10 protein-coding genes are annotated in these 13,355 nt (G+C 72.1%); 6 read left to right on the top strand and 4 right to left on the bottom strand.

Annotated features, from left to right (window positions below; genetic code table 11):
• The first annotated feature begins 378 nt into the window (after positions 1–378).
• Positions 379–2,598: a HelD family protein gene (locus ACZ6S5_RS02600; protein ID WP_465996990.1), complete on the top strand. Its 2,220-nt coding sequence runs from the start codon at positions 379–381 to the stop codon at positions 2,596–2,598.
• Positions 2,599–2,671: 73 nt separating this feature from the next.
• On the opposite strand, the gene ACZ6S5_RS02595 is transcribed toward ACZ6S5_RS02600, so the two are convergent.
• Positions 2,672–3,094, bottom strand: coding sequence for a hypothetical protein (locus ACZ6S5_RS02595; RefSeq protein ID WP_465996965.1), 423 nt, complete (start codon positions 3,092–3,094; stop codon positions 2,672–2,674).
• 291 nt (positions 3,095–3,385) lie between these two features.
• Between ACZ6S5_RS02595 and ACZ6S5_RS02590 the strand changes: the two genes are divergently transcribed.
• The gene (locus tag ACZ6S5_RS02590; RefSeq protein ID WP_465996963.1) at positions 3,386–3,763 is read left to right on the top strand and encodes a hypothetical protein; all 378 of its coding nucleotides are present in this window, start codon (positions 3,386–3,388) and stop codon (positions 3,761–3,763) included.
• A gap of 69 nt (positions 3,764–3,832) precedes the next feature.
• Here the strand turns inward: ACZ6S5_RS02590 and ACZ6S5_RS02585 are convergent, their stop codons facing one another.
• From ACZ6S5_RS02585 to ACZ6S5_RS02575, 3 genes are all read right to left on the bottom strand, one after another.
• Positions 3,833–4,786: a sporulation protein gene (locus ACZ6S5_RS02585; RefSeq protein ID WP_465996961.1), complete on the bottom strand. Its 954-nt coding sequence runs from the start codon at positions 4,784–4,786 to the stop codon at positions 3,833–3,835.
• Positions 4,787–4,885: 99 nt separating this feature from the next.
• Complete coding sequence (locus ACZ6S5_RS02580) at positions 4,886–5,662, bottom strand: DeoR/GlpR family DNA-binding transcription regulator (protein WP_465996959.1); 777 nt, start codon at positions 5,660–5,662, stop codon at positions 4,886–4,888.
• On the bottom strand, positions 5,662–7,656 hold the full coding sequence (locus tag ACZ6S5_RS02575) for a beta-galactosidase (protein WP_465996957.1): 1,995 nt from the start codon (positions 7,654–7,656) through the stop codon (positions 5,662–5,664). Before ACZ6S5_RS02575 ends, ACZ6S5_RS02580 begins: the two co-directional genes overlap by 1 nt.
• A 280-nt stretch (positions 7,657–7,936) precedes the next feature.
• Between ACZ6S5_RS02575 and ACZ6S5_RS02570 the strand changes: the two genes are divergently transcribed.
• The 4 genes from ACZ6S5_RS02570 to ACZ6S5_RS02555 are packed head-to-tail and all read left to right on the top strand — an operon-like array spanning position 7,937 to position 13,344.
• Positions 7,937–9,265: an ABC transporter substrate-binding protein gene (locus tag ACZ6S5_RS02570; protein WP_465996955.1), complete on the top strand. Its 1,329-nt coding sequence runs from the start codon at positions 7,937–7,939 to the stop codon at positions 9,263–9,265.
• Positions 9,266–9,287: 22 nt separating this feature from the next.
• A complete protein-coding gene (locus ACZ6S5_RS02565) occupies positions 9,288–10,244 on the top strand; it encodes a carbohydrate ABC transporter permease (protein ID WP_465996953.1) in 957 nt (318 codons plus the stop codon).
• The gene (locus ACZ6S5_RS02560) at positions 10,241–11,152 is read left to right on the top strand and encodes a carbohydrate ABC transporter permease (protein WP_465996951.1); all 912 of its coding nucleotides are present in this window, start codon (positions 10,241–10,243) and stop codon (positions 11,150–11,152) included. The genes ACZ6S5_RS02565 and ACZ6S5_RS02560 overlap by 4 nt, the downstream gene beginning before the upstream one ends.
• On the top strand, positions 11,149–13,344 hold the full coding sequence (locus ACZ6S5_RS02555; RefSeq protein ID WP_465996949.1) for an alpha-galactosidase: 2,196 nt from the start codon (positions 11,149–11,151) through the stop codon (positions 13,342–13,344). The genes ACZ6S5_RS02560 and ACZ6S5_RS02555 overlap by 4 nt, the downstream gene beginning before the upstream one ends.
• The last annotated feature ends 11 nt before the right edge of the window (positions 13,345–13,355 follow it).

The following is a 13,355-nucleotide window of genomic DNA, read 5'->3' as shown; positions in this document are numbered from 1 at the left end:
GCGTGGGGGCCGGGAGCGCCCGGCGAGTCGGATGCTACGTGTGGGGCGGGGGGCCGTGGTGGCCGCGGGGTCCCCCCCCCCCCCCCCGGCCCCTCCCCCCCCCCCCCCCCCCCCCCCCCCCCCCCCCCCCCGTCCCCCCGATACTGTCGTGGGGCGCGCGGCGCGGCGGATGTGACGTGACGGCGGACGACCGGGCAAGCTTGGTCCAGCGGTGGGCCACGCGCTATCTTTCTCAGTTCAAACACAAAAAGGAATGGCGATAAAGGCCATTCCTGCGCTGATTTTAGCAATTGAGGAGCCGGCTTGTCAACGCACTCCGACGTATCGGGTGAGCTGCACCAGGACGACGAGATCGGTCGCGAGCAGGAGTACGTCTCGATGCTCTACGACCGGCTGGACGGCATGCGGGAGCAGGCCGCCCGCCGGCTCACCGAGGAGCTGCGCACCACCGGCGGCACGTTGCAGGCCCGCTCCCAGCGCGACTCGGCCGTCGGGATGTACGCCGAGCAGGTCGAGCGGTTCTCCGCGGTGGAGAGCGGGCTCTGCTTCGGCCGGCTCGACGGCGACGACGGCGCCCGCCGCTACATCGGCCGGATCGGCATCTTCGACACCGACGGCGACTACGACCCGCTGCTGATGGACTGGCGCGCGCCGGCCGCCCGGGCGTTCTACCTGGCCACCGCCGCCAACCCGCAGGGCGTACGCCGACGCCGGCACCTGCGTACCCGGGAGCGGAAGGTCGTCGGGCTCAACGACGAGGTGCTGGACATCGCCACCGCCTCCCCCACCGCCCACGAGGAGCTGACCGGCGAGGCGTCGCTGCTCGCCGCGCTGAACGCCGGGCGTACCGGCCGGATGCGGGACATCGTCGAGACCATCCAGGCCGAGCAGGACCGGATCATCCGGGCCGAGCTGCCGGGCGTCATGGTGGTGCAGGGCGGCCCCGGCACCGGCAAGACCGCGGTGGCGCTGCACCGGGCCGCGTACCTGCTCTACACCCACCGGGAGCAGCTCTCCACCCGGGGCGTGCTGCTGGTCGGCCCGAACGCCACCTTCCTGCGCTACATCTCCCAGGTGCTCCCGGCGCTGGCCGAGACCGGTGTGCTGCTGCGTACCCAGGCGGACCTCTTCCCCGGGGTGAGCGCCCGGCGCACCGAGCCGGCCGGGACCGCGGCGCTGAAGGGGCGCGCGGTCATGGCCGAGGTGCTGGCCAACGCCGTCCGGGACCGGCAGTGGGTGCCGGACGAGCCGCTGGAGATCGAGCTGCCGCAGCAGGAACTCCTCACCCTGGACCCGGAGGTGGTCCGGCAGGCCCGCGAGCGGGCCCGGCGCTCGCAGCGTCCGCACAACCTGGCCCGGGCGCTGTTCGACATCGAGATCGTGCACGCGCTCGCCGCCCAGGTCGCCGAGCGGATCGGCGCGGACCCGCTCGGCGGGGAGAACCTGCTCGCCGAGGCCGACGTCGCGGAGATCCGCCGGGAGCTGCGCGAGGAGCCCGAGGTCCGGGCCACGCTGGACGAGCTGTGGCCGGTGCTCACCCCGCAGCGCCTGCTCGCCGATCTGTACGCCGCGCCGGATCGGATCGCCGCCGCCGCGCCGATGCTCACCGCCGGCGAGCGGGCGTCGCTGCACCGGGAGCCGGGCGGCTGGACGCCGGCCGACGTGCCGCTGCTGGACGAGGCGGCGGAACTGCTCGGCGAGGACGAGCGGGCCGCCGTCGCCCGCCGCGAGCGGCTGCGCGCCCTGGAGCGCGAGTACGCCGAGGGCGTGCTGGAGATCTGGCGCGGTTCCCGCTCCATCGACGTGGAGGACGAGGCCGACGGCGGTGAGATCCTCGGCGTCACCGACCTGATCGACGCCGACCGGCTCTCGGAGCGGCAGGAGGACGCCGAGCGGCTGACCACCGCGCAGCGGGCCGCCGCCGACCGGAGCTGGGCGTTCGGGCACGTCATCGTCGACGAGGCGCAGGAGCTGTCGCCGATGGCGTGGCGGCTGCTGATGCGGCGCTGCCCGAGCCGGTCGATGACCATCGTCGGGGACGTGGCGCAGACCGGCGCGCTCTCCGGCACGCCGTCCTGGTCCGAGGCCCTGGAGCCGTACGTGGCGGACCGGTGGCGGCTGGAGGAGCTGACCGTCAGCTACCGCACCCCGGCCGAGATCATGGCGGTCGCCGCGGACGTGCTCACCGAGATCGACCCGGCGTTGCGCCCGCCCCGCTCGGTACGCGCCAGCGGCGTGCCGCCGTGGGACCGTACCGTCGCGGCGGACCGGCTCGACGCGGAGCTGGTCGAGACGACGGCGCGCGAGGCGGCCGGCCTGGCCGACGGGCGGCTCGGGGTGATCGTGCCCGGTGGACGGGTGGCCGAGCTGGGGGCGGCGGTCGTCACCGCGCTGCCCGAGGCCGCCGTCGGCGAGCAGCCCGAGCTGGCGAACCGGGTGGTGGTGCTCACCACCGAGCAGGCCAAGGGTCTGGAGTTCGACTCGGTGCTGGTGGTCGAGCCCGACCGGATCGTCGCGGAGTCCCCGCGCGGCCACAGCGACCTCTACGTCGCCCTCACCCGCGCCACCCAGCGCCTCGGCATCCTCCGCACCGCCTGACCCCGCCCGCAGTTGCGGTCGATCATGAGGTTGACGGCGATCTCGATCTCCACGAGTGCCGCCAACCTCATGATCAACCCGGGTTCGGCTCCTCGTCGGTGAAGTTGCCGACCTGGCTGCCGCTCGCCGAGGCGTCGCTGGTCGAGCCGCCGGCCGGGGTGCTCAGGCCGCCGGTGGTGGCGTCGCCGGTGGTGGTCGGCGCCACCTTGCCCGGGTGCCGTTCCGGCTGGCGGGCGATCCGGCGCGCGCTGGCCGGGCCGGCGGTCCCCCCGGTCGTGGTGACCGCGCCCTGACCGCGGGTCGGCCCCCCGTCGCGGAGGACGTTCGGGTCCACCCGGGTGTGCGCCGGGTCGTCCGGGTCCTCCTCCTGGATCACCCGCGTCACGTCGGTCTGCGGCACGGTGACCTCATCGAGCGCGCCCTCGCCGTACACCCCACCGGCGACCCGGTCCTCGGCCCGGCGGGCGGCGTCCTGCCGCATGTCGTCCTCACGCACGTCAACCACCTCGCAGCTGTCTCGGGATCTGCCATGCGTGCCCGACGGCCGGCGACCCAAACCGGACCCCGGCCGGCCGCCCGCCGGGCGTCCCGTCCGTGCCCGGCTGTCCGGTTCCCGCTCCCGGCCCGGCGCCGCTCCTATTCGGCCGAGGGTCGGCGTTACCTCGCCAGAGCCCCGGGGTAGACGGGGGGGTGCCCCCGCCATGAACGCGAACCGTGCCGTGGCCGAAACGCGGTAGCGGGGCGAGGGAGTGCAGGGAACGACTCATCAAATCCTGAGGAGGACCAGATGAGCACGCAGGCTGCATCCACCAGGCCGATGAACCGGCCGGCGCCCGACGTCCAGAACCGGGCGGCCATGCAGGAAGCCCCGACCCGTCCGATGCCGATGGCGTACGACGGACACCGGGAGGGCATGCCGGCGCCGGGCACCGAGACCAAGCAGGCGTTCCTCACCACCGAGTTCTGGGTGTACGCCGCCGCTGTCGTGATCGTGGCGATCGCCGCGTTCTGGCGCGGTCCGGCCGCCAACGGGCTGAACATCAACAACCCGAACATGGCGTGGTGGTACCTCACCGTCCTGACCGGCGCCTACCTGCTGAGCCGTGGCCTGTCCAAGGCCGGCACCGCCCGCCGTTCCGGAGCGGAGCGCCGGGCACGACGCTGACCCGGCCGGAGCACAAGCACGAACGGTGGCCCCGGGGTAGGTCCCGGGGCCACCGTCATCGTGCCGTGCCTACTCGAAGTCGCCGCCGAAGTCCCCGAAGTCGCCCTCGAACGCGTCCTCGATCAGCTCGCCGGCGACCAGGCCGCCGGCGACGCCCAGCGCGGCGCCGGCCACCATGCCGCCCATCCCCGAGCCGTGCCGGCCGTGATGGCCGTGCGGGGCGCCGAAGCCGTGGGCGCGCAGGTTGCCGTAGCGGGAGGTGGTCTCCCGCAGCCAGCCGTCCACCACCTGGACCCAGTCGGCGCGGTCGGCGTCGGTGTGCGGCACGGCGTAGCGGCCGAAGACGTCGTGGCCGGCGCTGAGGAAGCCGCCCCGCTTGTCGCACTCCAGGATCACGTCGACGCCCCGCTGGCTGGTCACGAAGGTCAGCTCGACCTCGTTGATGACCTGGGCGTACTGCGGCGCGGCGAAGAACTCGATCTCCTGGTAGAACGGCAGCGTCTGCTGCACCCCCTGAATGTGTCCGCGCTCCAGGTCGGCGTGCTTGAACCGGAAGCCGAGCGCCTGGAAGGCGTCGAGGATCCGCTCGTGGATCGGCAACGGGTGCACCGCCACCTGGTCCAGGTCGCTCTTGTCCACCGCCCGGGCCACCGCCAGCTCGGTGCGCAGCCCCATCGTCATGCCGTGCAGCCGCTGGCCGTACACGTCGGTCACCGGGGTCTCCCACGGCACCGGGAGCTGGAACGGGATGGACAACTGCTGCTTCGGGGCCAGCTCGAACGGCCCGCTGACCGGCATCCGGTGGAACTCCATGATGCCGGCGTACTCGGAGTCACCACCCTCGATCTCCACCCGAGTGACCAGGCCGACGGCGATGTGCTCGATGCTGGCCGGCGCGTCGCCGCCGATCAGGTTCACGTGCCCGTCGAGGGCCAGGCCGGGCCGGGTGTTGGGGTTGGTCAGGACCGTGTCGACGCTCGGGCCGCCCACGCCGAACGCGCTCAGCATCTTCTTGAAGACCATCGGCACTCCCGCTTCCACCGTCGGCACGCTCCACCGTGGAGCGCGCGGGGCCACAAAGGGGACCCTAACCTGGGCAGCTGTGAAGTGTCTGTGAGCGACTCAGTCGGTGTCGACGACGATGAGTTCGCCGACCTGTTCGCCGATCTGGCGGCGCCCCTCGGGTGGCAGGCCGCCGTCGGTGATCAGGACGTCCGCCTCCTCCAGCGGGGCGATGGTGGCGATGCCGATGGTCTCCCACTTGGTGTGGTCGGCGAGCACGACGAGCCGCCGGGCGGCGCCGATCAGCCGCTTGTTGACCGCCGCCTCCAGCAGGTTGGGGGTGGTGAAGCCGGTACGCGGGCTCATCCCGTGCACGCCGAGGAAGAGCAGGTCGACGTTGAGTGCGCCGATCGCCGCCTCGGCCACCGGCCCGGTCAGCGCATCCGACGGCGTACGGATGCCGCCGGTGAGCACGACCGTCTGGTCCGGGCGCGGGCTCTGGTAGAGCACGTCGGCCACCGGGATCGAGTTGGTGACCACGGTGAGGCCGCGGACGTCGGCCAGCCGGCCGGCGAGGGCGGCGGTGGTGGTGCCGGCGGAGAGCGCGATGGCCATGCCGGGCTCGACCAGCCCGGCGGCCCGCTCGGCGATGGCCCGCTTCTCGGCCTGCTGCCGGATCGACTTGGCGGCGAAGCCCGGCTCGTCGGCCGAGCCCGGGCCGGCCAGCGTCGCTCCCCCGTGGACCTTGTCGACCAGGCCGCGTTCGGCGAGCACCTCGAGGTCCCGTCGGATGGTCATGTCGGAGACGCCGAACCGGCTGACCAGGTGGCTGACCCGGACGCCGCCACGCTGGCGGATCAGCTCCAGGATGGCGCTCTGCCGTTGCTGGGCGAGCATCAGACCTCCTCCTCGCGGACCACCGCCACCTCGCCCGCCGGCACGACCAGCTCGCCCGCGCACCGGCCACCGCCGAGCAGTTCGGCGCCGGCGACGGCGAGGCGGGCCTCGGCGTCGGTGTGGTTGATGACGAAGAGCCAGGTGCGCCCGTCGTCGGCCCGGCGGCGGACCACCTCCACCCCGGCCGGTGCGGACACCGGCGGGCGTACGCCGGCCTCCGCGAGCAGCCGGGCGACCAGCCGGTCGGTGGCCGCGTCGTCGAGCCGGGTGCCGACGTACCAGGCGGCGCCGGCGCCGACCGGGTGCCGGGTCAGCGCGGGCACCCCGGGCAGCGGCCCGTCGGCGTACGAGGCGAGCACCTCCGCGCCCTCGGCGTGCAGCAACTCGGTCCACACGTCGGCACTCGCGCCGTCGTCGAGCCGGACCCGCTCACCCTGCCGCAGCGGGAAGAACTCCTCGGTGCGCACCCCGAGCAGCTCCCGGTACGCGCCCGGGTAGCCGCCGAGCCGGATGTGGTCGTGCTCGTCGACGATGCCGCTGAAGTACGTCACCAGCGCCGTTCCGCCGGTCGCCACGTACCGGCGCAGGGCGTCGGCATCGGCGTCGCGGGCCAGATAGAGGGTGGGCACCAGGACGAGCCGGTAACCGGACAGGTCGGTGGCCGGGTGCACCACGTCGGCGGTGACCCCGGCCCGCCAGAGCGCGCCGTGCAGGGCGGCGAGCCGGTCGAGGTAGGTGACGTCGACGCTCGGGTGGGAGTCGAGCTCCGCGCCCCACCAGGCCTCGTAGTCGAAGAGGATCGCCACCTCGGCGTCGACGCGGCTGCCGCGTACCTCGGCCAGGGCCTTGAGGTCGGCGCCGAGCCGGCAGACCTCGCGGTAGACCTTGGTCTCCGGTCCGGCGTGCGGGACCAGCGCGGAGTGGAACTTCTCCGCGCCGGCGCGGGAGGCCCGCCACTGGAAGAAGAGCACCCCGTCGGCGCCACGCGCCACGTGCGCGAGGCTGTTGCGGCGCAACTGGCCGGGGGTCTTGGCAACGTTGCGCGGCTGCCAGTTGACCGCGCTGGTGGAGTGCTCCATCAGCAGCCACGGCGCGCCGCCGGCCACGCCCCGGCTGTGGTCGGCCGCGAGGGCCAGGTTGACCTGCGGCCGCGGGTCGGCGGCGGTGAGGTAGTGGTCGTTGGCGACCAGGTCCACGTCGGCCGCCCACGAGTGGTAGTCGAGGTACTTGACGCCAGTGCCGATCATGAAGTTCGTGGTGACCGGCTGCGGGGCGAGCCGGGTCAGCAGCTCCCGCTCGGCGCGCAGTTGGGCGCGCTGCTCGTCCGAGGAGAAGCGTAGGAAGTCCAGCTGCTGGGTGGGGTTGGCGAAGGTCGGCGCGGTCCGCGGCGGGTTGATCTCGGCCCAGTCGTGGTAGCGCTGGCTCCAGAACGCGGTGCCCCAGGCGGCGTTGAGCGTGTCCAGGTCGCCGTAGCGGTCGCGCAGCCAGCGGCGGAACGCCTCGGCGCTGACGTCGCAGTAGCAGTGCACGTTGTGGCAGCCCAGTTCGTTGGAAACGTGCCACATCACCACGGCCGGGTGGTCGGCGTACCGGCCGGCGACGGCCTCGACCAGGGCCAGCGAGCGCTCCCGGAAGACGGGCGAGCTGGGGCAGTACGCCTGCCGCCCGCCGGGCCAGAGCACGGTCCCGTCGGCGCGGCGGGGCAGCGTCTCGGGGTGGCGGTGGGCCAGCCACGGTGGCGGGCTGGCGGTGGCGGTGGCCAGGTCGACGCTGATCCCGCCGTCGTGCAGCAGGTCCAGCGCCCGGTCCAGCCAGCCGAACTCGAAACGCGCGGGGGCGGGTTCCAGCAGGGCCCAGGAGAAGATCCCGACCGAGACCAGGTTGACCCCGGCCCGGCGCATCAGCGCGACGTCCTCGGCCCAGGTCTCCTCGGGCCACTGCTCCGGGTTGTAGTCGGCGCCGTACCAGATGCTCTCGCCGTGCCAGTTCCGCATGAGAGCAGAGCGTGCCCCCGAACGGCACTCAAGTCAACACTTTCCAACATCGACCGAGGTTCCAACGATTACCGCCGTCGAGCCAATGTCACAACTGGGTTATCGCTGTCCGTCCGCCCTCTTGACAGCACGGAACCAAGGGGTAGCTTCAACCGCCACCGGCTGTTTGTGTTCGGACATGTGGATTCACGGTGGATCTACCGCTGCCGGCACGAACACCGATCCCCGCCACCCATCACGGCCCTTGGGCGCAGCGCACCTCTTCCACGCAGGAGGCACAATGTCCCGTCCCCGCTCGCAAGCCGAGTACCTCGCCCGACTCGTACCCCCGTCCGTCGCCGGCCTGAACCGCCGCTCGCTGCTCGCCGGCGCGGCCGGCGCGGGCGCGCTGCTCGGCACGGGACTGCTCGCCGGCTGCGGCTCCGACTCCGGCTCCGGCGGCGACTCCAAGACCGTGTCGCTCGGCTCGAACCAGTCGGACCCGAAGCCGAAGGACGTCATCGCCAAGGTGATGGACGGCTTCAAGACGTCGTCCGGGGTCACGGTCAACATCAACACCGTCGACCACAACACGTTCCAGGAGAACATCAACAACTACCTGCAGGGCAAGCCGGACGACGTGTTCACCTGGTTCGCCGGCTACCGGATGCGGTTCTTCGCCGCCAAGGGCCTGGCCGGCGACGTCAGCGACGTCTGGGGCAAGCTCTCCGGCTACTCCGACGCGTTCAAGAAGGCGTCGACCGGCGACGACGGCAAGCAGTACTTCGTGCCGGCGTCCTACTACCCGTGGGCGGTCTTCTACCGCAAGTCGGTCTGGCAGCAGCACGGCTACCAGGTGCCGAAGACGCTCGACGACCTGAACACCCTCGGCGCGCAGATGAAGAAGGACGGCCTCACCCCGATCGCCTTCGGCGACAAGGACGGCTGGCCGGCGATGGGCACCTTCGACATCCTCAACCTGCGGATCAACGGCTACCAGTTCCACGTCGACCTGATGGCCGGCAAGGAGGCGTGGACCTCCGACAAGGTCAAGAAGGTCTTCGACACCTGGGCCGGACTGCTCCCCATCCACCAGCCCGACTCGCTCGGCCGGACCTGGCAGGAGGCCGCCCAGTCGCTCCAGCAGAAGAAGAGCGGCATGTACCTGCTCGGCCTCTTCGTCGCCCAGCAGTTCAACAACGACGAGCAGGACGACCTGGACTTCTTCACCTTCCCCGAGGTCGACTCGACGATCGGCGCGAAGGCGCTCGACGCCCCGATCGACGGCTACATGATGGCCCGCAAGCCGAAGTCCGCGGCCAACGCCAAGAAGCTGCTGGAATACCTCGGCTCCAAGGACGCCGCGAACATCACGGTCAAGAACGACCCGAGCACCCTGGTCGCCAACACCGGCGCGGACACCAGCGGCTACACGGCGCTGCAGAAGAAGGCCGCCGAGCTGGTCGGCTCGGCCACCGAGATCGCCCAGTTCCTCGACCGGGACACCCGGCCGGACTTCGCCTCCACGGTGATCATCCCGGCGCTGCAGCAGTTCATCAAGAACCCGAAGGACATCAGCGGGCTGCTGACCAGCGTCGAGAACCAGAAGAAGTCGATCTTCACCAGCTGACGGCGGAAAGGGGGAGGACATCATGTCCGACCTGCCCCTGATCCAAGCGGATCGCGCCGTACCGCCGCCGGCCTCGACCACCGTCACGGGTGGTCGTGGCCGCCGGCTGCGGCTTCTCTCCCGTACCGACCGCGTGGTGATCACGCTGATGGTGCTCGTACCCCTGCTGCTGGTGGTGGGCCTGGTCTGGCTGCCGGCGGTGGCGACCGTGCTGCTCTCCGGCACCAACTGGGACGGCATCGGCCCGCTCGGCGAGATCGACTGGGTCGGCCTCAAGAACTACGACGACGTGGTGAACATCTACCCGCCGTTCGTACCCGCGGTGCAGCACAACGTGCTCTGGCTGGCCGCGCTCTTCGTGGTGGCCACCCCGTTCGGCATGTTCCTCGCCGTGCTGCTGGACAAGGAGCTGCGCGGCAGCCGGTTCTACCAGACCGCGCTCTACCTGCCGGTGGTGCTCTCGCTCGCGCTGATCGGCTTCGTCTGGCAGCTCATCTACAGCCGCGACCAGGGCCTGCTCAACGCGCTGATCGGCGGCAACACCGACTGGTACGGCGACCCGCACGTGAACATCTGGGCGGTGCTGTTCGCCGCCGGGTGGCGACACGTCGGCTACATCATGCTGCTCTACCTGGCCGGCCTGAAGGGCGTCGACCCGTCGCTGCGCGAGGCCGCCGCGGTGGACGGCTCCTCGGAGACCAGCACCTTCTTCCGGGTCGTCTTCCCGGTGATGCGACCCATCAACATCATCGTGCTGGTGGTGACGGTGATCGAGTCGCTGCGCGCGTTCGACCTGGTCTGGGTCGTCAACAAGGGCCGCAACGGCCTGGAGCTGCTCTCCGCGCTGGTCACCCAGAACGTGGTCGGCGAGGCCAGCCGGATCGGGTTCGGCTCGGCCCTGGCGACGATCATGCTGATCGTCTCCCTGGTCTTCATCACCCTCTACCTGGCCACCGTGATGCGGGAGGACCGGCGATGACCACCGCGACCCTGACCCGCGAGCCCACGGCCGCCGCGCCGGCCGGGCGCCGCCGGCCACTGCGGCCCGCCCGGGTGGTCCTGCACCTGTTCCTGGGTACGGTGGCCGTCGGCTGGCTCTTCCCGATCCTCTGGGCGGTGCTGACCTCGCTCCGGTCGTACGAGTACACGGCCAGCCACGGCTACGTCTCGCTCGGCGGCTGGACCTTCGACAACTACGTCACCGCCTGGCAGACCGCCGAGTTCGGCAAGCACTTCCTCAACTCCGTCTACATCACGGTGCCGGCGGTGCTGCTGACGCTCTTCCTCGCCTCCTGTGTGGCGTTCGTGATCGCCCGGTTCAGCTGGAAGCTCAACATCGCCCTGCTCGGCCTCTTCACCGCGGCGAACCTGCTGCCGCAGCAGGCCCTGCTGATCCCGCTGTTCCGGATGTTCACCGAGATCCCGCTGCCCGCGTGGATGAGCGACTCGGAGCTGCTCTACGACAGCTACTGGGGGCTGATCCTGGTCAACGTCGCCTTCCAGTGCGGCTTCTGCGTCTTCGTGCTGAGCAACTACATGAAGGCCCTGCCGCACGAGCTGTACGAGGCGGCGATGGTGGACGGGGCGAGCGTCTGGCGGCAGTACTGGCAGGTCACCATGCCGCTGTGCCGGCCGGCCCTGGCCGCGCTGGCCACCCTGGAGGTGACCTGGATCTACAACGAGTTCTTCTGGGCCACCGTGCTCATGCGGACCGGCGACAAGTTCCCGGTCACCAGCTCGCTGAACAACCTGCGCGGCGAGTTCTTCACCGACAACAACCTGGTCTCGGCCGGTTCGGTGCTGGTCGCGATCCCCACCCTGGTGATCTTCTTCCTGTTGCAGAAGCAGTTCGTCCGGGGCCTGACCCTGGGGGCGTCGAAGGGATGACCATCGTCCACCTGCGCCGCGCGCGGACCAGCCTGGTGCTCGACGCGCGCGGCGCCGGCCTGCCCCGGGTCGTGCACTGGGGCGCCGACCTCGGCCCGCTCCACCCCGACGAGCTGCCCGCCCTGGTCGCCGCCACGATCCCGCCCGTGGTGCCGAGCAGCTTCGACGCGCCCACCGTGCTGTCGCTGCTGCCCGAGGCGAGCGCCGGCTGGAGCGGCCGGCCCGGCCTGGCCGGACACCGCGCCGGCCGGGACTGGTCCACCGCGTTCCGCCTCGACACCGTCGACGTCGACGACCCGCATGGCGCGGGCGGGGAGGCTGACCGCGTATCCGATGAGGAGCGGGACCACGACGGGGCCGGGGCCGCGCGGGTGACCGTGCGGGCGGCGGACCCGGGCGCCGGGTTGTCGCTCACCGTCGAGATCGCCCTCGACCCGGCCGGGTTGCTGACGTTGCGGCACCGGCTGCGCAACGACGGCGACGCCCCCTACGAGGTGCGGGAGCTGACCCCGGTGCTGCCGGTGCCGGCGGTCGCCACCGAACTGCTCGACCTGACCGGCCGCTGGTGCCGGGAACGGACGCCGCAGCGGCACCCGTGGCCGATGGGCGCCTGGGTCCGCGAGGGCCGGCACGGGCGCACCGGGCACGACGCCACGCTGCTGCTGGTCGCCGGCACGCCCGGCTTCGGCTTCGGGCACGGCGAGCTGTGGGCGGTGCACACCGCGTGGAGCGGCGACCACGTCACGGTGGCCGAGCGCCGCCCCACCGGCGAGGCCACCCTCGGCGGTGGTGAGCTGCTCACCCCGGGCGAGATCGTGCTCGGCCCCGGCGAGGAGTACGCCACTCCCCTGCTCTACGCGGTCCACTCGGACACCGGGCTGGACGGGCTCAGCGACGTGCTGCACACCCACCTGCGGGCCCGCCCGCAGCACCCGCGCGGCCCGCGACCGGTCACGCTGAACGTCTGGGAGGCGGTCTACTTCGACCACGACCTGGACCGGCTGACGGCCCTCGCCGACCGGGCCGCCGAGGTCGGGGTGGAACGCTTCGTGCTGGACGACGGCTGGTTCCGGGGCCGCCGGCACGACCGGGCCGGGCTCGGCGACTGGTGGGTCGACGACGACGTCTGGCCGGACGGGCTGCAACCGCTCATCGACCACGTCCGCAAGCAGGGAATGCAGTTCGGGCTCTGGGTCGAACCGGAGATGGTCAACCCGGACTCGGACCTGTTCCGGGCCCACCCGGACTGGGTGCTCCAGACCCCCGGCCGGCTGCCCCCCGAGTGGCGCCACCAGCAGGTGCTCGACCTGGCCCACCCCGACGCGTACGCCCACCTGCTGTCCCGGCTGGACGCGGTGCTGACCGGGCACGACGGGATCGCGTACCTGAAGTGGGACCACAACCGGGACCTCACCGAGGCCGGGCACGCCGGCCGGCCCGGAGTGCACGCACAGACCATGGCGGTCTACCGGCTCCTCGATGAGCTGCGCGCCCGGCATCCCGGCGTGGAGATCGAGAGCTGCTCCTCCGGCGGCGCCCGGGTCGACCTGGAGATCCTGCGGCGCACCGACCGGGTCTGGGCCAGCGACTGCAACGACGCGCTGGAGCGACTGTCGATCCAGCGCTGGACCGGCCTGATGCTGCCGCCCGAGCTGGTCGGCACCCACATCGGACCGGAGCGCTCGCACACCACCCACCGCGTGCACGACCTGGGCTTCCGGGCGGTCACCGCGCTCTTCGGCCACCACGGCATCGAGTGGGACATCAGCGGGATCACCGCCGCCGAGCGGGCCGAGCTCGCCGCCTGGGTGGCGCTGCACAAGCGGCTCCGCTCGCTGCTGCACGGCGGCCGGGTGGTCCGGGTGGACCACCCCGACCCGGCCGTCCAGGCGCACGGCGTGGTCGCCCACGACCGCTCCCACGCGGTGTACGCGATCTCCCGGCTGGCCACGTCGATGGCCCAGGTGCCGGGAATGGTGCGCCTGCCGGGGCTGGACCCGTCCCGGCGTTACGCCGTGCGCCCGCCCGCCGGGGTGCCGGAGCCGGCCTTGCTGGAACTGACCCCGCCGGGCTGGCTGGCGTCGGGCGACGGGGTGACACTGAGCGGGTCGGTGCTCGGCGCGGTGGGACTGCAACTGCCGGCGCTGCATCCGGAGCAGGCGCTGGTGCTGGAGGTCAGTTCGGTCGACTAGGGATCGGGTGC

Source organism: Micromonospora sp. NPDC051924 (assembly GCF_055586005.1).
This window is presented reverse-complemented; position numbering and strand designations above follow the sequence as displayed.